We start from the raw sequence: 20,886 nt of genomic DNA, 5'->3' as shown, positions 1-20,886 counted from the left end.
GATAGCAAGAAATATAATTCTACTCACTTCGGCCAAGGACTGCCCAAGCCTGCGGCGCTTTTTCGCAGTATATCGATACATTCGCCCTATCCGTCGATTGATGACGGCTATTGGACCGCGGCGCCCAATCCGCACTTAAATGAATAAGTAGAGCAGCGAGATTCGAGGGCCATCATGACCACGACACCGCATCGCGTCGTCATCGTCGGAGCCGGCTTCGGCGGGCTGGAGGCGACCTACCGGCTCGCGGGCGCGCCGGTCGCGATCACGCTGATCGACCGCCGCAATCATCATTTATTCCAGCCGCTGCTGTACCAGGTCGCGACCGCCTCGCTCGCGACCAGCGAGATCGCCTGGCCGGTCCGGCACCTGATGCGCGACCGGCGTGACGTGACGACGCTGTTTGCCACCGTGAGCGGCGTCGATGCGGCGAGGCGCAGCGTGCTGATCGACGACGGCAGCGAGGTGCCGTACGACACCCTCGTGCTCGCGACCGGAGCGCGGCACGCCTATTTCGGCCATGACGAATGGGAGCAGTTCGCGCCGGGCCTGAAGACGCTGGAGGACGGGACCACGCTGCGCCGTCACATACTGGTGGCGTTCGAGCGCGCCGAGCGCGAGACCGATCCGGCAAAGCGCGCAGCGCGGCTGACTTTCGTCATCGTCGGCGCCGGCCCGACCGGCGTCGAGCTCGCCGGCACCATCGCCGAGATGGCGCACCACACGCTGCCCGGCGACTTCCGCAACATCGATACGACCAAGGCCCGCGTGGTGCTGATCGAGGCGGGTCCGCGCGTGCTCGCGGGCTTCCCCGACGACCTCTCGGCCTATGCCCAGGCGTCGCTGGAAAAGATCGGCGTGGAGGTCGTGCTGGGACAAGCCGTCACCGAGATCAACCGCGAGGGCGTCGTGTTCGGCGGCAAGCTGCTCGAAGCGAAGACCCGGATCTGGGCCGCCGGCGTCCGCGCTTCGCCCGCGGCCGAGTGGCTGGGCGCACCAAGCGATCGCGCCGGGCGCGTGCAGGTCGAGGGCGACCTGACCATTCCCGGCCATCCCGAGATCTTTGCGATCGGCGACACCGTTTTGATCAACGCCTGGGAGGGCAAGCCGGTGCCCGGCATCGCGCCGGCCGCCAAGCAGCAGGGAAAGCATGTCGCCGAGACCATCAAGGCACGCCTGCGCGGCGCGCCGACCGGCCCGTTCCGCTACAAGCACGCCGGCAGCCTCGCGCAGATCGGCAAGCGGCTCGCGGTGATCGATTTCGGCCGCATCAAGCTGCGCGGCACCATTGCATGGTGGATCTGGGGCATCGCCCACATCTACTTCCTGATCGGGCTGCGCCACCGCCTCAGCGTCGCCCTGAGCTGGCTTTGGATCTACGCCCGCGACCAGCGGGCGGCGAGGTTAATCACGCAGGGCAGCAGCAAGGTGGTGTAGGGAGGCTCTTCCCTTCGTGGGACGAGACAAGAGGCACCGTATCGACACCGCGAGATCGCGACGTCGTGATGCGACCGTCAAGTGGTTGATGACGAAAAATATCCGCAACGGCGAACAGCCTGTGGCCTTGAAAGCCGGGATCGCCGTCACTTAATCCGCCGCGCAATGGATAACAGGAGGCATCCATGTTCATCATGGAGCTTTTCGCCGCGCATCCCTATCTGACCATCATCGCTCTTGCAGCATTCGCCTACCTCATCGGAAGCATCCGCGTCGCCAATCAATATGAACGGAGCGTCGTGTTCCGGCTCGGCAAATTCAATCGCACCGCCGGCCCGGGCCTCTACCTCGTCTGGCTGTTTCTCGAATGGCAGACCAAGCTCGATCTGCGCACCATCACAGCCAATGTCGAGCAGCAGGAGGGCATCACGCGGGACAACGTGCCGATCAAGGTCGACGCCGTGGTCTGGTATCGCATCGTCGATCCCGAACGCGCCGTGATCGAGGTGAAGGCGGTCTCGAATGCGGTTGTGCAGGTCTCCTTGACGACACTGCGCGCCGTACTCGGCCAGCATACGCTGGACGAGATACTGAAGGCGCAGGACACCATAGCCGAGGTCATGCAGAAGTCGATCGACTCGATTACCGAGCCCTGGGGCGTGAAGGTAGAACTCGTACAGATGAAGAATGTCGAGATACCGCCGAGCATGCAGCGCGCAATGGCCCAGGAAGCCGAGGCGCTACGCGAGAAGCGAGCCCGCCTGATCAAGGCAGAAGCCGAGCTCGACGCCGCGGAACAACTCCGTCAAGCCGCCGAGGTCATCATGCAAAACCCCGCCGGCCTCGAACTGCGGCGCATGCAGATGATCACCGAGGTCGGCGCCGAGCAGAACACGATGACCATCATCATGATGCCGAGCGAGTTCGTCGCGATGGCAAGGGGCATTGCGGATGCGGCTAAGGTCGTGGCGAGCAAGGGTTGAAGACGAGCCGATGCGCCTGCCCCTTTCTTCCCGGTCCTTACTAAACTAGGGAAGGGTCGGAGTGACGGGGTTGTTTCCGCAAATCCCGGCCTCTCCCCGCATGCGGGGAGAGGCGAATGAAACAACGCCCGCAGCAGCTACTTCACCAGTTCGCACCCGCCCTCCGCCAGCGGCCGGAACGCCTGGTCCGCCGGGATCGTCGAGACCAGCTTGTAATAGTCGTACGGATATTTCGACTCCTCCGGCTTCTTCACCTCGAACAGATACATCGGATGCACGACACGGCCGTCCTGGCGGATCGTGGTGTCGCCGAACAGCTTGTCCTTGCCCTTGAACTTCTTCATCTCGGGAACGGCGTCCCTGGCATTGTCGCTGCCGGTCGCGGCGACCGCGTTGAGATAAGCGAGCGTGGAGGCATAGACGCCGGCCTGGTTGCCGCTCGGCATCTTGCCGTTCATGCCGGGCCGCGCAGCGAACCGCTTGGCGAAGGCGCGGGTGTCGTCGTTCATGTCCCAATAGAAAGCTTCCATCAGCTGGAGGCCCTGCGCGACCTTGATGCCCATGCCGTGGACGTCGTTGATGAAGAGCAGGAAGGCGACGAGCCTCTGCCCGCCCTGCTGGATGCCGAACTCGGCGGCCTGCTTCACCGCGTTGATGGTGTCGCCGCCGGCATTGGCAAGCCCGATCACCTGGGCCTTCGAACCCTGCGCCTGCAACAGATAGGACGCGAAGTCGGAGGTGCCGAGCGGATGCTTTGAGGAGCCGAGCACCTTGCCGCCGTGCCCCTCGATATATTTCTGCGCTTCTGCCTCGATGCCCTTGCCGAGCGCGAAGTCGACCGTGAGGAAGTACCAGTCCTTGCCGCCGCGCGACATCATCGCGGCCGCCGTGGCGTTGCCGGTCGCCCAGGTGTCGTTGACCCACTGGATGGTGTTGGGCGAGCAGGCCTTGCCGGTGAGGTCGGAGCTTGCGGTCGAGGACGCCAGGAAGGTCATGCGGCTGCCGCGCAGCAGCGTGTTGATGGAGAGGCCGACGGCCGAATTCGGCACGTCGACGATGGCATCGACGCCTTCGACATCCAGCCATTTGCGCGCAATCGCGCTGCCGACGTCGGCCTTGTTCTGGTGGTCGGCATACACGATCTCGACCTTGATGCCTTTGCCGCCGCCATTGAAATCTTCGGCCGCCATGCGCGCGGCCTCGACCGAACCCATGCCGTTGGTGTCCTGGAAGATGCCGGAGATGTCGTTGAGCACGCCGACGCGCACGACGTTGTCCGAGATCTCGGCGCTTGCGGCGCCGCCGATCAGGCTCGCGGCCAGCGCAAGCGTCCACTTCAGATGTTTCATGATTCCCTCCCCGGTTGATGTGATGCCGCGCCGGTCGTTGCCGGCGCGGTCGAGACGTCAAATCTGCCGCTCCGGCAGTCTCAGAACGAGCCCGTCCAGCGCGGGCGTGACGTGGATCTGGCAGGACAGCCGGCTGTTCGGCTGCCGTTCGGTCGCGGTGCCGTCGAGCAGCGCGTCCTCGTCGGCGCCAATCGCAGGTAGCCGCGCGAGCCAGCCCTCGTCGACAAGGACGTGGCAGGTTGCGCACATCGCGTTGCCGCCGCATTCGGCCAGGATGCCGTCGAGGCCGTGACGGGTCGCGGCCTGCATGGCGCTCTCGCCCTCGCCGGTCTCGACGCGGTCCGACTTGCCGTCGGGAAGGATGAAAATGATGGCGGGCATGAAGCTCCTCGTCAGGCCGGAGTGATGGTGACGGGCAGGCTGTCGAGCCCGCGCAGCGTATTGTTGAAGCGGCGCTTTGGTTCGCCGGTGATCTCGATCCTGGCAATGCGCTTCGCCAGCGCGGTCAGCATCACCTCGCCTTCGAGGCGCGCGACGAGCTGGCCGACGCACATGTGGATGCCGGAGCCGAAGCCGACATGGCCGGAGGAGCGGCGGGTGATGTCGTAACTGTCGGGCTGGTCCCATCGCCGCGGATCCCGATTGGCCGCGGCGAGAAACATCAGGACCTTCTCGCCCTCGCCGATCCTCGCGCCGGACAGCTCGACTTCGCGGGTCGTCGTCCGGAAGAAGGTCTGCACCGGACTCTCGAAGCGGACGGCTTCCTCGAAGGCGTTGCGCGCGAGGGTGAGATCGTTGCGCAGGCGCTGCCATTGATCGGGGAAGCGGGCGAGGCAGTACACTGCGGCGCCGATGCCGTTGACGGTGGTGTCGAGGCCGGCCGACAGCAGCGACCGCACCAGGAGCGGCGCTTCGGTCGCGGTGATCTCGCCGTCGTCGACGCGGGCGTGGATGCAGGCGCCGAAGCCGCCCGGCGCGAGATTGTCACGCTGGCACTGTTCGGTGACATAGGCCTGGTGCGGCGCCGAGCGCTCGATCGCGTCCTGGCGCAGCTGGTTCGGCGGACCGAAGGCGTTGAACACCAGGCTCGCATAGGGAATCAGATGCTCGCGGCCTTCCGGCTTCAAGCCAAGCGCATCCGGGAAGATCGACAGCGGATAAGCCTCGGCAAGATCGGCGATCGCGTCGAAGCTGCGCTTCTCCAGCAGCGCATCGACCCGCTCCTCGGCTGCGGCGGCGAAGCGGTCCCGCACCTGCTTCATCACGGTCGGCGACAGCACTTTTGACAACACGGCGCGGGTGCGGGTGTGCGCGGGTGGATCGGCTTCCAAAATCAGGCTCGGCGGCCGCCACGGCGTCTCCTTCTTGAAATCGGAGAGGCCGACGCCGCGGCTGGAGCAGAACGTCGAAGGATCGTTCAGGACGGCATGGACCTCGGCATAGCGCGCCACGCCGTAAACGTTCCACTTGTCGAGATAGACGACCGGCCCCGCCTCCCGCAGCAGCTCATGCGTGGGATAGGGATCGGCAAAGAAATTCATGTCGAAGGGATCGACGTCGAGATGCGGGACGCCAATTGCCGAAGATCCGGATGCGCTCATGGACGCCCTCCCTCATTTTGATCTTGTGAAAGGGCGGCGCATGCCCTTAGGTCTTCGGGCCCGCCGCGATCAAGAAGCCCGATATGCCGCCGTCTCCGACCAGATCCCGCCACAAGCCTGCGCCCGCTGACATGGGACCGATGCTCGATCTCGACCGCTACGTCCCGGCGTTCATCACCTTCATCGCCAACAAGCTCTCGAACAGTGCGACCGCATTCTATCAGCGGCAGTTCGGCGTCAACGTCACGGAATGGCGGATCATGTCGCTGCTGGCGATCGAGCCCGGCATTCCCGCCTCGCGCATCTGCCACGTCATCGGTTTCGACAAGGGCCCGGTCAGCCGGACATTGGCCGGACTCGAGAAGCGCGGGCTGGTCTCGATCCGCACCGACCCGAACGACGGCCGCACCCATTCGATCTCGCTGACCGCGAAGGGCCGCGCCACCCATGACAAGGTGATCGTCGCAGCGTTCGAGCGCGAACGGCGTCTGCTGTCCTGCCTCAGCAAGGACGAGCGCGAGGTGCTGATCGATCTGTTGCGCCGGCTGCACGAGAATCTCGGCGCAGTGACGGGCGGCACCGGGACCTGACAGGCCTCGCGCCGGGCGCGGGACCATGTCTGTTTCAGGCATGCCTTTTCCAGGCATGTCATTTCCAGACCTATCATGTCCGGGCATGCGCCGGCGGTTGCCGACGGCACCGTTCCTGCCGAGCATTGTCTCCTCCGATATCCGACGCGGCGGTTCCCCCGCCGTCATCCTTGCCCAAACGGTTCGCATAAATTAGTTGCTTAGGCAACAAAAGAATCAGCGAGATAATACGGCAGAATGGCTGGCATATTTGGCGAGCTGCTTCACTCCCTCCGTCATTGCGAGCGTAGCAAAGCAATCCAGGATCCCTCCGCGGAGAGACTCTGGATTGGATTGCTTCGCTGCGCTCGTAATAACGATGTGGAGAAAAGGTACTTGCCGCCGCCACACCGACGCGGAGGGTTGCCGGCTCAATCGCCGCAACCGATCCACTCAACCGACGCATCGTCGTTGAGCCGGGCCAGCGCATCGACGCGCCGCGTCAGCACCGCGCGCTGGTTGATGTAGCCCTTGTCGGTGATCTCGCCGCCATCGACCGATGGCGGCTCGGCAAGCAGCAGCGCGCGGGTGGCGTGGCCGGAGGAATTGGCGGTTTGCTGCTTGAGGCTGGCCAGTCCCTGCGCGATCGCGGCTCTGACCTTGCCATGTGCGAGCACATCGTTCACCCCGGCCGTCTCGGGCAAACCGGCTTGGGCACGGCAGGCAACCACGTTCGGAAACACCAGGAAGCGAACCTCGTCGCCGCCATGGCCGGTGACGACGATGTCCTGTGCGAGCGGCGCCAGCGCGGCGATGCCGGCGACGCGCAGCGTTCCGACGCTGACCCAGGTGCCCGAATTGAGCTTGAAGTCCTCGGCGACGCGGCCGTCAAAGAACAGGCCGCGCTCGGGCCGTTCGGCATCGGCAAGCTTCACGGCATCGCCGATCAGATAAAAGCCGTCGTCGTCGAACGCCTGCCTGGTCAGCTCCGGCGCTTTCCAATAGCCCGGTGTGACGTTCGGCCCGCGCACGCGCACCTCCAGCTTGTCGCCGGAGGTGACAAGCTTCAATTCAGTGCCAGGTATAGGCACACCGATATTGCCCGAACGTTCCGCGAGGAAATGGCAATCGGTCGCGAGCGGCGAGGTCTCGGTCGAACCCCAGGCCGAAACCATGGGTATCGCGCGCCCGACGGTCGCGACCGAAAGCTGTTCGAGCGCGTCCCAGAGATTCTGCGGCAGCGCGGCGCCTGCGTAGAAGGCGAACTTCACCTCGCTGAAGAAGCGGCGGCGCAATTCCTCGTCACCGCGCAGAGCCGCGATCAGCATGTCGAATCCGCGCGGCACGTTGAAATAGACCGTCGGCATCACGCTTTTCAAATTGGCGAGCGACGTTGCAAACAGACCGGGCGCGGGCTTGCCGCCGTCGATATAGAGCGAGCCGCCATTGCGCAGCACGAGATTGAAATTGTGGTTGGCGCCGAAGGTATGACTCCAGGGCAGCCAGTCCAGAATGACGAGATCGTCGCGTCCCTGTTCGAGAAACGTCCAGGTCTGCGCCTTGGCCTGCTGGCTCGAGGTCAGCATGCGCTGGGTGTTGACGACCGCTTTCGGCGTGCCGGTCGAGCCCGAGGTGAACAGGAATTTCGCGATCGTGTCCTGCGTCACCGCGGCGAAGGCCTTTGCGACATCGGAACTCTCGGGCGTTGCCGCGATGCTGTGGAAAGCCAGCGCATCGCTGTCATCGCCATTGCCGCTGATGAGTTGCGCCTGGTGCAGCGGCCTGATCGCAGCCAGCGCCGCCGCAAACGGTTTTGTCGCGGACACATAGATCGCGCCGGGCTCGAGCAGCGCGATCATGCTCTTGAGCTTGTCGAAGTCCTTCGACATCAACGAATAGGCCGGCGAGATCGCGGCCGAGGGCACTCCGACATGCTGGGCGGCAAGCGCGAGCAGCGCATGATCGATGCTGTTGTCGGACAGGATCGCGAGCGGATGCTCTGCGCTGAGACCCTGCGCCAGGATCCAGGACGCGGCCGCCCGCACCCGGCGCAGCGCCTGCGCATAGGTGACGGTGGTCCAGGGCGCTTCGGTATCGCTGCGCTCTGCGAGGAAAATCGCGTCAGGCCTCTGCCGCGCCCATTGCTCCAGCCAGTCGCCGATGCAGCGCGCACTCTCGCGCAGGGGCTCGGGCGACCGCAGCACGATGCTGCCGTCGGAGCGATGCTCGACAACGGTCCTCGGTGTCGCGAACAGGCTTGAAGCATCACCGCGTGGGGCGGCTGTCATGGTTTCCTCCTCGCCCGGAAGCCGGGATCGGCCGCAGCCTCGTAGCGGGCCGCGTTGGCTATAATGTTGGGCACGACAATTGTTGTCGTCAACAACAATCTTTCGCGCGGCCGTCCGAGGCGCTACAAGGGACGCTTGGCAGGAGACGCGACGTGACCGCAGCCCAGTCGTCCCCACGCAAACGCGCCGGCAACGGCGCCGTGCGTCCGATCGACGCGGAGGAGATCGGCCTCGACGCGCTGGTCGGGCACGCCGGCTACGCCGTGCGGCGCTTCCAGATCTGGATCTTTCAGGACTTCATCAGGACGCTCGGCGAGGTCGATATCCGGCCGACGCAATATTCGGTGCTGACGGTGATTGGTGCCAATCCGGGCCTCAGCCAGATGGCCGTGGCCAAACGCCTCGGTATCGAGCGCGCGCGGCTGGTGCATCTGCTCGACAGCCTCGAACAGCGCAAGCTGGTGAAGCGGGTCAAGTCGAAGACGGACCGGCGCTCCCACGCGCTGCACCTCACGACGCAGGGCGAGACGGCGCTGGCAAAGTTCAAGCGGCTCGCCGCCGAGCATGAAAGGCATGTCGAGGAAAAGATCGGCAGGGACAACCGGGAACGCCTGCTCCGAATCCTCGCGGACTTCACCTGATCCTGCCTGCCCAATATTTGCGCAAATGCCCGGAACGGGGCGCTGGCGCGATGATCCGCAGGGCCACCGAAATATCCCCCAACCTACTGATCTCGCGATAGTATCCTGATCATCCGCCCTGCCCGGATTCTGTACACAATGGCACATCGCTTGCTTCAAACCGGGTAAGGGGACCTGTTGCCGGAGTTTTGTCGCCATGGGGGCTGAAATGGGGGCTGATCAGCCTGAAACGATCGCCGCGATAGTGGCCGCGCATCGCGCGGGCACGGTCACGCCGGCGCAGACGATCGCGCGGACCTATCAGCGCATCCGCGACCACAACGATCCCGCCGTGTTCATCAGCCTGCGTGACGAGAAGGACACGATTGCAGAAGCCGAAAAGCTGGCCGCGAAGGACGCCGCCAGCCTGCCGCTGTACGGCGTCCCGGTCGCGGTGAAGGACAATATCGACGCGCTGGGCTTTCCGACCACCGCGGCCTGCCCCGCCTTCTCCTATGCGCCAGCGCACGATTCGACCGCGGTGGAGCGGCTGCGCGCGGCCGGTGCGATCATCGTCGGCAAGACTAACCTGGACCAGTTCGCGACCGGCCTCGTCGGCGTGCGCTCGCCCTATGGCATCCCCAGGAATTCGATCCGCGAGGATCTCATTCCCGGCGGATCGAGTTCGGGATCGGCCACCGCCGTCGGCGCCGGGCTGGTGCCGCTGTCGCTGGGCACCGACACCGCCGGCTCGGGCCGCGTGCCGGCGATGCTCAACAACATCGTCGGGCTGAAGCCGAGTCTCGGCATGATCTCGACCGCGGGCCTCGTGCCGGCCTGCCGCACACTGGACTGCATCTCGGTGTTCGCGCTGACGGTCGATGACGCCGCGCTCGCGCTCTCCGTGATGGCCGGCCCCGACCAGGCCGATCCGTTCTCGCGCGACCGGCCGCTTGGCGCGCTTACGCCGCTCCCGGCAAACCTGCGCCTCGGTGTGCCGCGCAACGGACAGCTGATCTTCTTCGGCGACAAGAAGGCGGAAGCCGCTTACGCCGATGCACTGAAGCGCTGGACTGCGCTTGGCGCGACGCTGGTCGAATTCGACCTCGAGCCGTTCTACGAGACGGCGCGGCTGCTCTACGAGGGACCCTGGGTCGCCGAGCGCTACCTCGTGATCAAGAATCTGCTCGCCTCTGCGCCCGACTCGATCCATCCGGTGACGCGCGAGATCACCGCCGCCGGTGCGCGACTGACCGCGGCCGACACTTTCTCCGCGCTCTATCGCCTGCAGGGCCTGCGCAAGATCGCCGAGCGCACCTTCGCCAATATCGACGCGCTGGTGCTGCCGACGGCGCCGACGGCCTATACGACCGCCCAGGTGCTGGCCAATCCGGTCGAGCTCAACAGCCGGCTCGGCACCTACACCAATTTCGTCAATCTGCTCGACCTCTGTGGCCTCGCCGTGCCGGCGTCGATGCGCGCGGACGGCATTCCGTTCGGGATCACGTTGCTCGCTCCCGCGGGACGCGATGCGCTGCTCGCGAGCATCGGCCGCGTGTTTCACGCCGATACCAGGCTGACGGTTGGAGCCAAGGGCGCGGCGCAGGCTACACTCGTGCCGCTTCCCGCTGACAGCAGCGATGAGATTCCGATCGCCGTCGTTGGCGCGCATCTGTCTGGCATGGCGCTGAACGGCGAATTGAAGGCGCTGAACGGAAAGCTGATCGAAGCGACCAAGACGGCACCGGACTACAAGCTCTACGCATTGAACACCACGCCGCCGAAGCCGGGCATGCTGCGCGTCGAAGCCGGCAAGGGCGCGTCGATCGAGCTGGAAATCTGGTCGCTGTCATCCTCCGCCTTCGGCAAGTTCGTCAACGCGATCCCTTCGCCGATGGCGATCGGCACTGTTCGCTTGGCGGATGGCCGCAGCGTAAAAGGCTTTCTCGTCGAGCCGGAAGTGCTGAGCGAAGCCCGCGAGATCACCGCGTATGGCGGCTGGCGCGCGTATATGGCGGAAGCTGCGACGACGTAGGACAACCCTGCGGGCCCAACAAATGCTGTCGTCCCGGCGAAGGCCGGGAACCATACCCACAGGATTGGAATTGGCGAAGACTCGGAGTTATCAGCTTCGCGTCACAACTAAGCCCCGGGATTATGGGTCCCGGCCTTCGCCGGGACGACACGGAGTTCGTTGAAGCGCCGTCACTACACCGACACCGCGTAGATCTCGTACTCCCCGCGCACCAGTTCGATATGCGCGCGCATGGCGGCGGCGGCGCCCTGCTTGTCGCCGCGCATGATGGCGACGACGACGCGGTCGTGCTCGGCTTGCGATTTGGCGAGACGGCCGAGGTTGCGGAACTGGGCGCGGCGGAACGGCTGCACGCGCACGCGCGTCGCCAGCGTGATCTCGGCGATGTAGCCGTTCTGCGAGCCCGCATAAATCGCGTTGTGGAAACGCTCGTTGACCTCGTGGAAGCGATCGGGATTGCCGGCATAGCTCAACACCCGCAACTCTTCGTGGATGGCTTCCAGGCCGTGGCGCTCGGCCGCGGACATGCGCTCGGCGGCGAGGCCGGCGCACAGCGCCTCGAGTTCCGCCATCGCTTCGAACATGCCCGTCAGCCGTTCGAATGAAGGCTGCGCCACCACCGCGCCGCGATGGGCCCGCGCTTCGACGAGACCGCTTGCCACGAGCTGACGCAGCGCTTCGCGCACCGGGGTCCGCGACACGTTGAAGCGCCGCGCGATATCGGTCTCGTCCAGCGGCGCGCCGGGGGCGAGGGTCCCGCGCACGATCTCGTCGGCGAGCTGAAGGCGCAGCTCCTCGGCGCGCGTGACCTTGTGCACGCTGGGTTGCGCCCGGTCGACGCGCGGCACCACCGGCTCGGCCGGCAATGCTCCGGGCGGAAGATCGTCAAGCGTCATACGGTCAGGTCTCTTTCGACTCGTCGATGATGCTGACATGGGCGGCGACGACGCGCCAGCCCTCCGGGAAACGAATCCAGGTCTGCATCTGCCGGCCGACCTTGCCGGGAGCCGTGTCGCGATAAAACAGGGTGGAGGCCACGGCCGCGTCGCGACCGTAGCTGGAGATGACGGTTTTTGCAGTGCGGCGGTTGAGCCCGACCGGCGAGCGGCCCGCGCGAAAACCGGAGATCGCCTCATAGCCATAGAGGTTCTCGCCGATGCCGTAACGCAGCGTGCGGGGGTCGTTGCGGAACAGCTCGCCGAGCACGGCGACGTCGTTGGTGATGAGGGCCTGCTCGTAACGATCGAACGCGGCCTTCACTTCCGCGATCACCTCGGGGAGATCGATCTCCATTTTAAATTCCTCTCGGCGACGGCGCGGACGCAACGCCCATCTTCTCCAATGCGTACGCGACGCGCAGCGCGATGTCCTCGCGCCATGGCGCGGCGATGATCTGCACGCCGATCGGCAGCGGCTCGAGCGGCACCGGCACGGCGACGACGGGCAGGCCGATGAACGAGATCGGCTGGGTGTGAATGCCGATATTGGCGCGCACCGGCAATTCGACGCCGTCGAGCGTGAAATTCACCTGGCCGAGTTTTGGCGCGGTGCAGGGCGTTGCCGGCGCGATCAGCACGTCCACCGACTTGAAAATCTCGGCGAATTGCGCACGGTACCAGCGGCGGAACTTTTGCGCGCGGTCGACCAGCGGTGCCGGCACCATCGCGCCCGCAATCAGCCGGTCGCGCACGGCGGGATCGAAATCGTTCGGGCGCTTGCGCAGCCGGTCGAGATGCAGCGAGGCGCCTTCGGTGGTGGAGATGACGTAAGCCGCTGCACGGGCGCGCGCGGCTTCGGGCACCTCGACGACCTGCGTCGCACCGAGCGCCTTGGCGACACGGCTGACGGCTTCGACCGCTTCCGGGAAAACGTTCTTCTGGAAGTAACCGCCGGCGACGGCGATGCGCAGGTCCGAAACCGGATTGGCGAGCAGCGGCGTCGTCGGTTCCAGACCGCGTGTGGCCGTGCAGGCGGCATCGTCGGCATCCGGCCCCTGCATCGCGTCATAGGCGAGCGCGAGATCGGTGACGGAGCGTGCGAACGGGCCGAGATGATCGAAGCTCGCGACGAACGGAAACGACCGCGCGCGCGACAGCCGGCCATAGGTCGGCTTCAGGCCGAAGATGCCGCAGAAGGAGGACGGCACGCGGATCGAGCCGTTGGTGTCCGAGCCGAGCGCGATCGGCACCAGCGCGCCGCCGACAGCGCTTCCCGAACCGCCGGAGGAGCCGCCGCTCATCCGCGTGGTGTCATGCGGGTTGCGCGAGGGGCCGTCATGGACGTTCTCGCCGGTGAAGTCGTAGGCGTATTCGCCCATGTTGAGTGCGCCGACCAGCACGGCGCCGGCGGCTTCCATGCGTTCGATCAGCGTGGCATCGCGCTTGGCGGGTGCAAGATCGCGGTTGATCTTCGAGCCTGCGCGCGTGGGCAGGCCCGCGACGTCGAACAGGTTCTTCACCGCGAAAGGCACGCCGGCGAGCGGGCCGACGGTCTTGCCGGCGGCAATGTCCGCATCGATCGCGCGCGCCTTGGCGCGGGCGCGATCGGCGGTGACGTCGGTGAAGGAATTGAGGATGGTGTCGTGCTGCTTGATGCGCGCGAGCGCGGCTTCGGTGGCATCGAGCGCGGACAATTTGCCGCCGGCCACCGCCTTGGCGATGTCGGCAGCCGTCATCTCTGGCTTGGTCGTCATGGCGGCGTCAGACGGTGAATACGGGCGCCGGCTCGGTCTCGTCCGGCAGCGCGAATTCGTCGACGAGGCGGCCGAGCCGCAGCGACACTTCGAGGTTGGCGCGAACCGCCGGCCTCCAGGCCTGCTCGACCGGCAGTGCCAGCGCCTTGGATACGGCGTCGATATAGTCGTCCAGCGGCTCGGCCATCACGCTCCCAAACAATCAGTGCACTCTCAGTGTACTGGCAACGGCGGATGCGGGATCGCCGTCAACAGCTCCTTGGTGTAGTCGTCCTGCGGATCGCTCAAAACCCTCTCGGAAGAGCCTTCCTCGACGATTCGACCCGTCCGCATCACAATGACACGATCGCACAACAAGCGCACTACGTTCAAATCATGCGAGACGAACAGATAGCTCATACCTAGCCGCGCCTTGAGGTCCTGGAGCAGGTTCAGGACCACGGCCTGGACCGAGACATCGAGCGCCGCCGTCGGCTCGTCGAGAATGACGAGCTTGGGATGCAGGGCGATGGCGCGGGCGATGCCGACACGGGCCTTCTGGCCGCCGGACAATTGGTGCGGAAACCGATCCAGCAGGTTGAGCGGCAATCCGACCATGGTGGCCAGCTCCTCGCAGCGGGCGCGGAGCGCGTCGCGCCCCCTGACGTCGCCGAGCTGCATGATCGGATCGGCGATGGCGCGCACGGCGGTGAAGCGCGGGTTGAGGCTGTCGGTCGGGTCCTGGAACACCATCTGGATGCGGCTGCGTTGCGGCAGCCGGGCAAACGAGGCGGGCGGCATGGCGCCGATGTCCTCGCCGTCGAACTGGATCAGGCCGGAGGTCTGGTCGAGCAGCCGCATCACCATCATCGAGGTGGTCGATTTGCCGCAGCCGGATTCCCCGACGAGGCCGACGCTCTCGCCGTGGCCGATCGAGAAGCTGATGCCGTCGACGGCGCGGAAAACATCCGGCTCGACCGGCGGCTTGCGACCGAACAATTTGCCGAGCGTCGCAGTGGCGCCCTGGCGGGGATATTCCTTGACCAGCTTTTCGATCAGGAGAAGGGGCGTCTTCTCCCTCTCCCCGTCCTTCACGGAGAGAGGGTTGGGGTGAGGGGCTGTTTCCGCGAGCACGGCGCTGGGAGAGCCCCCCTCACCCGCCGCACTTCGTGCATCGGCCTCTCCCCGCGCGCGGGGAGAGGCAAGAGCCTCTTCCTCCGGCAACAGATCGCGCAACGACACGCCAAGTCGGGGCGTCGCGCGCATCAGCTTCTTGGTGTAGGGGTGCTGCGGATTGGCGAAGATATCGGCGGCCTTGGCGGTCTCGACCACGCGGCCCTTCTCCATCACCACGACGCGGTCGCAATAGGCCGCCGCAAGACCTAGGTCATGCGTGATCAGGATGGTCGACATCGACTTGCGCTTGGTCAGCTCGACGATCAAATCCATCACCGCCTTCTGCGTGGTGACGTCGAGGCCGGTGGTCGGCTCGTCCGCGATCAGCAGCTGCGGATTGCAGGCGAGCGCGAGCGCGATGACGACGCGCTGGCACATGCCGCCTGACAGCTCGAACGGATAGGCGTGATAGCGCTCGCGCGGACGGGCGATCTTGACCTGCTCCAGCGCCTCGATCGCCTTCTCGCCGTGATCCGAAACCATGGCCTGCTGCACATGGGTGCGCAGCACGTCCTCGATCTGGTCGCCGACTTTCCGGATCGGATTGAGCGCGGCGCGCGGGTTCTGGAAGATCATCGAGACCTCGCGGCCGCGCAGGTCGCGCATCTGGTCTTCGGTCGCGGCCTTGACGTCGATGCCGGAGAACATCACCGAGCCCTCGGCGATCCGCCCCGCGCGGTCGAGGATGCGCATCACCGCATAGGACGTCACCGACTTGCCGGAGCCGGACTCGCCGACGATGGCGAGCGTCTCGCCCTTGGCGACGGAGATGTTGACGTGCTGCACGGCTTTGACGATACCGCGGCGGGTGGTGAATTCGACCGTGAGGTCCTGGACGTCGAGGAGCGGCTGGGCGGTCATGGCTGGCTCCCACTCAAAAATGTCGAAAACAACCCCATGCACAGTAGAATGGCATTGGAATCATTGGGGATTTTCCGCCGGAGAATGCGTAAGGGCGGGCACTGCTCTCTCATTCCGCCCGGGGCCACCCTCTCCCCCGCCCTCCCCCGCAAAGGGGGAGGGAGCGCACCGGTGAACGAGGAAGCAATCATCACGTCCTCCGCTGGGGATCGACGATGTCGCGCAGGCCGTCGCCGAGGAGGTTGAAGCAGAACACGGCGATCATCAGGGCAAGGCCCGGGAACAGCGCGATCCACCATTCGCCCGACACCATGAAGCCCGCGCCCTCGGCGACCATGATGCCCCATTCGGCGGTCGGCGGGCGGACGCCGAGGCCGATAAAGGACAGGCCCGCGGCATTGAGGATGGCGTAGCCCATGGTCAGCGACATCTGCACGATCATGATCGGCATGATGTTCGGCAGAATGTGCACCAGCAGGATGCGGAATTCGCCATTGCCCGACAGTCGCGCAGCCTGCACGAAGCCGGCATTGCGGCGGACGTTGGCCTCCGCGCGCGCCACGCGGGCGTAGAGCGGGAAGTTCACGATGGCGGTCGCCAGGATAATGTTCTGCACGGTGTTGCCGAGGGCTGCGACGATGCCCATCGCCAGCACGAACAGCGGGAACGCCATGATGGTGTCGGCGATGCGGCCGACGATGCGGTCGGTCCAGCCGCCGAAATAGCCGGCGGCGATGCCGGCGAGCCCGCCCATCAGGAACACCAGCACGACCGAGGCCACCGCGATGAACGTGTCGAGCCGCGTCGCCACCACGACGCGGCTGAAGATGTCGCGGCCGAGCTGGTCGGTGCCGAACCAATGCGCGGCCGAGGGTGCTTTCAACGCCGCCGCGGTATCGGAGGCGAGCGGATCATACGGCACCACATAGGGACCGAAGATCGCGGCAAGCAGGATCACGATCAGCAGTGCGAAGGAAAATCCCGTGACCTTGTTCTCGCCGAGAACGTAGCGGGTCTGTTCGAGGATCGCGACCAGTCCCGAGGTGCGTGCGGGGCCGGCGGGTTCAACAGCAGGTGCAACGGAGCTCATGGTTCAGCCCTCCAACCTGACACGCGGATCGATCACGCCATAGAGAATGTCGATCACGAGATTGAGCAGCACGTACATCACCGCCATGGTCAGCACGAAACCCTGCACCGGCGCGAAGTCCGACGAGATCAGCGCTTCCACGGCGTAGGAGCCGATGCCGGGCCAGGCGAACACTTTCTCCACCAGCACGTTGGCGCCCAGCAGGAACGAGAACACCATGCTGAGCGTGGTGATGACAGGCAGCATCGCGTTGCGGAATGCGTAGGTGACGATGACGGTTGCCGGCGACAGGCCGCTGGCGCGCGCGGTGCGAACGAACTCCGACGACAGCACCGCCAGCATCGAGGCGCGGGTCATGCGCGCGATCGGCGCCAGCGAGAAGATCGCAAGCGTCGTCGCCGGCAGGATCAGCTGGCTCAGCGCCGAACGGAACGCCTCGAAGTCGCGCGCGATCAGGGTGTCGATCAGGTAGAAGCCGGTTACCGTCGGCGGTGCGCTGTAGAACACATCGAGACGCCCGAGCGGTGCGGGCGACCAGCCGAGCCGGAAATAGAAAACGTAAACGAGAACGAGGCCGGTGAAGAACACCGGCAGCGAGACGCCGGCCGTCGTCGTGACCCGGCAGAGATGATCGACCCATGATCCCGGCCGCGTCGCCGCCAGCACACCGAGTGGAATCGCGATCACGATCGAGACGACGAGACCGAGCAGCGTCAGCTCGGCGGAGGCCGGCAGGCGGTTGCGGATCTCGGCTGCGACCGGCTGGCCCGTGGTGAGCGAGTTGCCGAAATCGCCATGGGCGAGATCGTTGGTGTAGCGGAAGAACTGCTCGATCAGCGGCCTGTCGAGGCCGAGCTTCTTGCGGATCTGCTCGACGGCTTCCTTGGTCGCGGCGGGGCCGGCGAAATAAGCGGCGGGATCACCCGGCAGAGCGCGCGTCAGCAGGAAGGTGACGATGACGACGCCGATCAGCGAGGGGATCGCGAACATCAGGCGCTTGCCGATCATGGTCAGCATAAGAGCGCTCTCCTTTTGCCTTGCAATTGGGAGCAAATTCGCACGGCTTGCGCCGCTGCGTTCCCTCCCCCCTTGCGGGGGGGGGCTAGGGAGAGGGGTGGCACCAAGCGAGGTCTGAGTTCGTGGCTACCCCTCTCTCCAACCCTCCCCCGCAAGGGGGGAGGGAGCCTGAAGAGCGAGCTCACCTCACCCATGACACGTCACGCCTTTGCCATCGCGCGATAATCCAAGCGGCGGTGGAACCAGTATTGGTAGCCGCTGATGTTCTTCTGCATCGCGACGTTGACGAAGGGCTGGTACAGCGGGATGCGCGGGATGTCGGTAAAGGCGAGATCGACAAAGCCCTTCACGTCGGCATCGTAGGTCGCCTTGTCGGCGATGGCGGCGGCGGTGCGCGCGCCGTCGATCAGCTTGTCCATCTCCGCCGACTTGTAGCTCATGGTGTTGAAGACGGAATTGTTGCCGTGATAGCACCAGTAGAAGAAGTACTCGGGGTAATCGAGCCAGCCCGAGAACACGTTGGTGAAGAGCGGCATTTCCTTCTTGTTCAGCTCGGTGCGCCAGTTGGCGCCGGGCACCTTGTTGATGGTGGTCTTGATGCCGATCTGCGCGAGCGATTCCTGCACCAGCACGCAGAGCGGCTCGTTGACGCCGGCGAAATTCAGGTCGAACGAGATCGTGGTCTCGAAGCCGTTGGCGTGGCCGGCCTCGGCCATCAGCGCCTTCGCCTTCTCCATGTCGGTGTTGTACTTGTGCGGTTGCGGCCAGGCCACTTCGGTCGGCTTGTCCTTGGGTGCGCCGAACATCGGGTTCGCCAGACCGAACATCACGGCGTCCATGATCTTCTGATAGGGAAGCGCATAGGCGACCGCCTGACGGACCTTGGGATTGTCGAACGGCGGCTTGGTGACGTTCATGCCGATATACTGGATGCCGTTGGAGAACGGCAGCGACACGACGTTGAGCTTGCCGTTCGCCTTCATCTCCTGGAAATCCTTGTTCGGCAGCTCGTAGGAGATGTCGGCGTCGCCGCGCTCCAGGAGCGCGCGGCGGTTTCCGGCCTGCGGCACCATGCGCCAGATCACGCGCTTGATCTTCGGCAGGGGACCCCCGACCCAATCCTCGTTGCGCTCCATCACCACTTCGGTGCCGGCAGTCCACTTCGTCACCTTGTAGGCGCCGGAACCCGCGGTCTGCTGCTTGGTGTATTCGAGGCCCCAGGGATCCTTCTCGCTGGCGTTCTTCTTCACCAGCTCGGAATTGATGATGCAGGGCACGATGACGGCGAGATCGGGAATCGTCAGCCTGTCCTTCTTGAGGAAATCCACGCGCACGGTGTGGTCGTCAATCACGACGAACTGCTCCGGCTTGGTCAGCGACCCCGCGCTCATCTGGAAGGTCGGGAAGCCGCCGACGCTGACGGCGCGATCGAGCGACCACTTCACGTCTTTCGCGGTGACAGGCGCACCGTCGTGGAATTTGGCGTTCTTCTTCAGCTTGAAGGTGACCGACATGTCGTCGATCTTCATGTCCTCGGCGAGTTCGCCCTTGAACTTGTCGCGGTCGTAATAGGGCACGCCGCCAGGACCGCTCTTCATCTCGTGGCTGATCAGCCGGTCATAGCAATTCCAGGACACTTCATAGCCGGGCACGTTGGTGCCGACGCCGTGGATGTCGAGATTGTTGGGCCCGCCCTCCGAGACGATCAGCAGCGTCTCCGAACGCGCGTCCGCCTGGGCGGACGAAATCACCGACGGCATGGCCGGAAGCGCCGCGCCTGCGGCCAATCCGGTGGCGGACTTGAGGAAATCGCGGCGTTTCATGAAACGGCTCCAACTCAAAAAGTTTCTGGTTGGAACTGGATTCGCAAAGTTCGTGCCAAAACTTAGCGGGGCGCTAATCCGGCCATTAACGCGCTGATATATAAAGAATTATCGGCTTTTTGCCACGCAGGTCATATTTTGAGCAGCCCCTTCAATTGCATACAAAGAGACGATTTTGCTCTCAAATTAGGCGGCAAAATGGGGCGCTTTCGAATTAAGCAAACCGGGACCTGCTTCACCCCGGCCAGATCAACTCCTGAAGCTCGATCAGATCACGCGCCTGCTCCTGCCAGCCCTCGATGCAGACGTGGCTGTTGAGGTCGCTGGCGCGGTGCAGCAGCATCAGGGCCATCAGCCGGCGCTTGAGTGCGAAATCCAGCTTCGCATAGCCAAAACCTTCAAGCAGGCTGCGGACCCTCCCCGGCCGGCCGGCCGCCATGAAGGCGCTGGGGCCGAGCAGATCGTAGTCGCGCCATCCCGCCAAAACGTCGCCGAAGTCGAACAGTCCGGCCAGCGACCATTGGCCGTCATCGCAGGCGAGCAGAAAGTTCTCCGGAATGTATTCGCCGATCAAAATCACCGGCGGCGCATCCATCGGGATCAGCGCGGCCGCGTCGCGCAGGAGATCGTCGAGGCCGGCAAGGAATTGGGGCGCAAGGCCGAGACGCGTGTGCCGCGCCTTGCATCCCTGCATCTGGGCGCGCATGAAGTCGTGCCAGCGTGGTTCGATGTGCGCGAGCGGGCCGAGCGGCGCGCACTGCACGGCCGCGATGATCTCGCCGATCTGGCGCAGCAGGCGCTCCTTCTGCGCTTCGGCGAGTTGCGGCCAGATTTCCGAGCCGAGCGTGCCGGCAAGACGGGTGATGATCAGATAGGGCCAGCCGTCGCGTGTCCCACCCGCGACGATCTCGGGGATTGGCAGAGGAAGGCGGCCGGCAAGCTGCGTCAGCGATCCGCGCTCGGAGACGAATTGCGCGCGCAGCAGCGGCGGGAAAATCTTCAGGATCAGCCTTTCGCCGAGGCCGACGACGAGATTGGTGCCGGTCGAGAATACGTGCGGCGCACTGGTATTAAGACCGTGGCTACGCGCGATGTCGAGTGCGATGGGGAGCCATTGCTGCGGGTCGGAGCGAAAGGCGCGAAAGCTGGCTGCATCGTCGAGCTGAGGGAGCTCGTGCAAAGTGGCTTTGGTCACGGGCGCCCGCTCAGCCAGGCGGGTTTTGATTGATTCCATGCAAACCAGGCAGACGGTGCACCTCTCGCGCTTGCGGGGGAGGTCGGCGCGAAGCGCCGGGTCGGGGTTCTCTCCTCCTGGCGATTATCCCGTTGCGGAGACACCCTCTCCCCAACCCTTCCCCGCAAGCGG

Annotated in this window: 18 protein-coding genes; 5 read left to right on the top strand and 13 right to left on the bottom strand. The window is 65.0% G+C overall.

What is annotated here, in order from left to right; translation table 11 throughout:
* Positions 1 to 174 precede the first annotated feature (174 nt).
* Both NR187_RS31035 and NR187_RS31030 read left to right on the top strand, forming a co-directional pair.
* Positions 175 to 1,437, top strand: a complete 1,263-nt coding sequence (locus NR187_RS31035; RefSeq protein ID WP_256808902.1) for an NAD(P)/FAD-dependent oxidoreductase — start codon at positions 175 to 177, stop codon at positions 1,435 to 1,437.
* A 185-nt stretch (positions 1,438 to 1,622) separates the two neighbouring features.
* The gene (locus tag NR187_RS31030) at positions 1,623 to 2,420 is read left to right on the top strand and encodes a slipin family protein (RefSeq protein WP_256808900.1); all 798 of its coding nucleotides are present in this window, start codon (positions 1,623 to 1,625) and stop codon (positions 2,418 to 2,420) included.
* A 137-nt stretch (positions 2,421 to 2,557) separates the two neighbouring features.
* On the opposite strand, the gene NR187_RS31025 is transcribed toward NR187_RS31030, so the two are convergent.
* The 3 genes from NR187_RS31025 to NR187_RS31015 are packed head-to-tail and all read right to left on the bottom strand — an operon-like array spanning position 2,558 to position 5,370.
* Positions 2,558 to 3,769 (bottom strand): ABC transporter substrate-binding protein, encoded by a 1,212-nt coding sequence (locus NR187_RS31025; RefSeq protein WP_256808898.1) that lies wholly within the window; start codon positions 3,767 to 3,769, stop codon positions 2,558 to 2,560.
* Positions 3,770 to 3,826: 57 nt separating this feature from the next.
* Complete coding sequence (locus tag NR187_RS31020; RefSeq protein WP_211384117.1) at positions 3,827 to 4,150, bottom strand: 2Fe-2S iron-sulfur cluster-binding protein; 324 nt, start codon at positions 4,148 to 4,150, stop codon at positions 3,827 to 3,829.
* An 11-nt stretch (positions 4,151 to 4,161) separates the two neighbouring features.
* Positions 4,162 to 5,370: a cytochrome P450 gene (locus tag NR187_RS31015; protein ID WP_211384116.1), complete on the bottom strand. Its 1,209-nt coding sequence runs from the start codon at positions 5,368 to 5,370 to the stop codon at positions 4,162 to 4,164.
* An 83-nt stretch (positions 5,371 to 5,453) separates the two neighbouring features.
* Here NR187_RS31015 and NR187_RS31010 point away from each other — a divergent pair, with 83 nt between their 5' ends.
* A complete protein-coding gene (locus NR187_RS31010) occupies positions 5,454 to 5,960 on the top strand; it encodes a MarR family winged helix-turn-helix transcriptional regulator (RefSeq protein WP_211384115.1) in 507 nt (168 codons plus the stop codon).
* Positions 5,961 to 6,370: 410 nt separating this feature from the next.
* Here NR187_RS31010 and NR187_RS31005 read toward each other — a convergent pair whose 3' ends face one another.
* Entirely contained in the window at positions 6,371 to 8,227 is a 1,857-nt protein-coding gene (locus NR187_RS31005; RefSeq protein ID WP_256808895.1) for a feruloyl-CoA synthase, read from the bottom strand.
* Positions 8,228 to 8,379: 152 nt separating this feature from the next.
* Between NR187_RS31005 and NR187_RS31000 the strand changes: the two genes are divergently transcribed.
* Positions 8,380 to 8,868, top strand: a complete 489-nt coding sequence (locus NR187_RS31000; RefSeq protein ID WP_211384113.1) for a MarR family winged helix-turn-helix transcriptional regulator — start codon at positions 8,380 to 8,382, stop codon at positions 8,866 to 8,868.
* Between the two features lie 208 nt (positions 8,869 to 9,076).
* The gene (gene atzF, locus NR187_RS30995) at positions 9,077 to 10,882 is read left to right on the top strand and encodes an allophanate hydrolase (protein ID WP_249129081.1); all 1,806 of its coding nucleotides are present in this window, start codon (positions 9,077 to 9,079) and stop codon (positions 10,880 to 10,882) included.
* 173 nt (positions 10,883 to 11,055) lie between these two features.
* Here atzF and NR187_RS30990 read toward each other — a convergent pair whose 3' ends face one another.
* The 9 genes from NR187_RS30990 to NR187_RS30950 form a co-directional block, all read right to left on the bottom strand.
* On the bottom strand, positions 11,056 to 11,778 hold the full coding sequence (locus NR187_RS30990) for a GntR family transcriptional regulator (RefSeq protein ID WP_211384111.1): 723 nt from the start codon (positions 11,776 to 11,778) through the stop codon (positions 11,056 to 11,058).
* Between the two features lie 4 nt (positions 11,779 to 11,782).
* Positions 11,783 to 12,175 carry an oxalurate catabolism protein HpxZ gene (gene hpxZ / locus NR187_RS30985; protein ID WP_211384110.1) on the bottom strand — a complete coding sequence of 131 codons (393 nt, stop codon included), beginning with the start codon at positions 12,173 to 12,175 and terminating at the stop codon, positions 11,783 to 11,785.
* Position 12,176: 1 nt separating this feature from the next.
* Positions 12,177 to 13,574, bottom strand: a complete 1,398-nt coding sequence (locus tag NR187_RS30980; RefSeq protein WP_256808894.1) for an AtzE family amidohydrolase — start codon at positions 13,572 to 13,574, stop codon at positions 12,177 to 12,179.
* Positions 13,575 to 13,581: 7 nt separating this feature from the next.
* Complete coding sequence (locus tag NR187_RS30975) at positions 13,582 to 13,761, bottom strand: DUF4089 domain-containing protein (protein WP_211384108.1); 180 nt, start codon at positions 13,759 to 13,761, stop codon at positions 13,582 to 13,584.
* A 26-nt stretch (positions 13,762 to 13,787) separates the two neighbouring features.
* Positions 13,788 to 15,590, bottom strand: a complete 1,803-nt coding sequence (locus tag NR187_RS30970; RefSeq protein ID WP_256808893.1) for an ABC transporter ATP-binding protein — start codon at positions 15,588 to 15,590, stop codon at positions 13,788 to 13,790.
* A 190-nt stretch (positions 15,591 to 15,780) separates the two neighbouring features.
* Complete coding sequence (locus NR187_RS30965) at positions 15,781 to 16,680, bottom strand: ABC transporter permease (RefSeq protein ID WP_211384106.1); 900 nt, start codon at positions 16,678 to 16,680, stop codon at positions 15,781 to 15,783.
* Positions 16,681 to 16,683: 3 nt separating this feature from the next.
* The gene (locus NR187_RS30960) at positions 16,684 to 17,697 is read right to left on the bottom strand and encodes an ABC transporter permease (protein WP_211384105.1); all 1,014 of its coding nucleotides are present in this window, start codon (positions 17,695 to 17,697) and stop codon (positions 16,684 to 16,686) included.
* A 200-nt stretch (positions 17,698 to 17,897) separates the two neighbouring features.
* Positions 17,898 to 19,520, bottom strand: coding sequence for an ABC transporter substrate-binding protein (locus tag NR187_RS30955; RefSeq protein ID WP_256808892.1), 1,623 nt, complete (start codon positions 19,518 to 19,520; stop codon positions 17,898 to 17,900).
* A 235-nt stretch (positions 19,521 to 19,755) separates the two neighbouring features.
* Positions 19,756 to 20,715, bottom strand: a complete 960-nt coding sequence (locus NR187_RS30950; protein ID WP_256808891.1) for a phosphotransferase — start codon at positions 20,713 to 20,715, stop codon at positions 19,756 to 19,758.
* Between the last annotated feature and the right edge of the window lie 171 nt (positions 20,716 to 20,886).

Source organism: Bradyrhizobium sp. Bra64, assembly GCF_024519875.1.
GTDB classification, from domain to species: Bacteria; Pseudomonadota; Alphaproteobacteria; order Rhizobiales; family Xanthobacteraceae; genus Bradyrhizobium; species Bradyrhizobium japonicum_G.
The sequence above is the reverse complement of the archived record's forward strand: the minus strand, read 5'-3'. Positions and strand labels throughout refer to the sequence as shown.

What these genes read in the sequence shown, in the direction of transcription:
- NR187_RS31035 (WP_256808902.1), top strand. Translation starts at nt 175, where the DNA reads ATGACCACGACACCGCATCGCGTCGTCATCGTCGGAGCCGGCTTCGGC.
- NR187_RS31030 (WP_256808900.1), top strand. Translation starts at nt 1,623, where the DNA reads ATGTTCATCATGGAGCTTTTCGCCGCGCATCCCTATCTGACCATCATC.
- NR187_RS31025 (WP_256808898.1), bottom strand. Translation starts at nt 3,769, where the DNA reads ATGAAACATCTGAAGTGGACGCTTGCGCTGGCCGCGAGCCTGATCGGC.
- NR187_RS31020 (WP_211384117.1), bottom strand. Translation starts at nt 4,150, where the DNA reads ATGCCCGCCATCATTTTCATCCTTCCCGACGGCAAGTCGGACCGCGTC.
- NR187_RS31015 (WP_211384116.1), bottom strand. Translation starts at nt 5,370, where the DNA reads ATGAGCGCATCCGGATCTTCGGCAATTGGCGTCCCGCATCTCGACGTC.
- NR187_RS31010 (WP_211384115.1), top strand. Translation starts at nt 5,454, where the DNA reads ATGCCGCCGTCTCCGACCAGATCCCGCCACAAGCCTGCGCCCGCTGAC.
- NR187_RS31005 (WP_256808895.1), bottom strand. Translation starts at nt 8,227, where the DNA reads ATGACAGCCGCCCCACGCGGTGATGCTTCAAGCCTGTTCGCGACACCG.
- atzF (WP_249129081.1), top strand. Translation starts at nt 9,077, where the DNA reads ATGGGGGCTGATCAGCCTGAAACGATCGCCGCGATAGTGGCCGCGCAT.
- NR187_RS30990 (WP_211384111.1), bottom strand. Translation starts at nt 11,778, where the DNA reads ATGACGCTTGACGATCTTCCGCCCGGAGCATTGCCGGCCGAGCCGGTG.
- hpxZ (WP_211384110.1), bottom strand. Translation starts at nt 12,175, where the DNA reads ATGGAGATCGATCTCCCCGAGGTGATCGCGGAAGTGAAGGCCGCGTTC.
- NR187_RS30980 (WP_256808894.1), bottom strand. Translation starts at nt 13,574, where the DNA reads ATGACGACCAAGCCAGAGATGACGGCTGCCGACATCGCCAAGGCGGTG.
- NR187_RS30975 (WP_211384108.1), bottom strand. Translation starts at nt 13,761, where the DNA reads ATGGCCGAGCCGCTGGACGACTATATCGACGCCGTATCCAAGGCGCTG.
- NR187_RS30970 (WP_256808893.1), bottom strand. Translation starts at nt 15,590, where the DNA reads ATGACCGCCCAGCCGCTCCTCGACGTCCAGGACCTCACGGTCGAATTC.
- NR187_RS30965 (WP_211384106.1), bottom strand. Translation starts at nt 16,680, where the DNA reads ATGAGCTCCGTTGCACCTGCTGTTGAACCCGCCGGCCCCGCACGCACC.
- NR187_RS30960 (WP_211384105.1), bottom strand. Translation starts at nt 17,697, where the DNA reads ATGCTGACCATGATCGGCAAGCGCCTGATGTTCGCGATCCCCTCGCTG.
- NR187_RS30955 (WP_256808892.1), bottom strand. Translation starts at nt 19,520, where the DNA reads ATGAAACGCCGCGATTTCCTCAAGTCCGCCACCGGATTGGCCGCAGGC.